Origin of the sequence: Sutterella massiliensis, from assembly GCF_016899755.1 — a bacterium.
GTDB lineage: Bacteria > Pseudomonadota > Gammaproteobacteria > Burkholderiales > Burkholderiaceae_F > Sutterella > Sutterella massiliensis.
This window is the reverse complement of the sequence record NZ_JACJJC010000295.1, coordinates 1-441: the sequence shown is the minus strand read 5'-3', so window position 1 is coordinate 441 and position 441 is coordinate 1. Positions and strand designations below refer to the sequence as shown.

Annotated in this window: 1 protein-coding gene; it reads right to left on the bottom strand. The window is 48.5% G+C overall.

Annotated features, from left to right (window positions below):
- Positions 1-441 (bottom strand): DUF7017 domain-containing protein (locus H6A60_RS12630; RefSeq protein ID WP_205105184.1); only part of this gene is annotated, 441 nt, incomplete at both ends.

The window sequence follows — 441 nt, the reverse complement described above, 5'->3', positions numbered from 1 at the left end:
TGCGTTAGCTGATACCGAGAGCGTTCGTCCGTTTCGGAGAATAACTGTCGCTCGTTCTTTATTCTTGTCATTCACGAAAAAGGCACCTACAAGCGCGTCCTCCCATGGCAGATGGGCCGTGAAAATGTCGTTTGCTTCTTCTCCCTTTTCCCTGATCCAGCAGTCAATTTCGTCAGCAGGTTCGGTGTCGACGTACCAACGCTGATGCTCGATATCTTCAACTCCTACGGGAAGCTTCACCTCAAAATCCTGCGATATCTGGTAAATACTCTCGATGAGAGCCTTGGATTCTTCAAGGTACTTTTCTTTTAAAAGGCTCTTTGCTAGGTGCAGTCTTACCCGAAGACTTTTATCAGGCGGACATTCGGCTACTGCTTTGCAAGCACAGGCTAGTGCAAGTGGGTCCCCACTTTCCTCCATTGCCTCAGCAAGGTAATACCA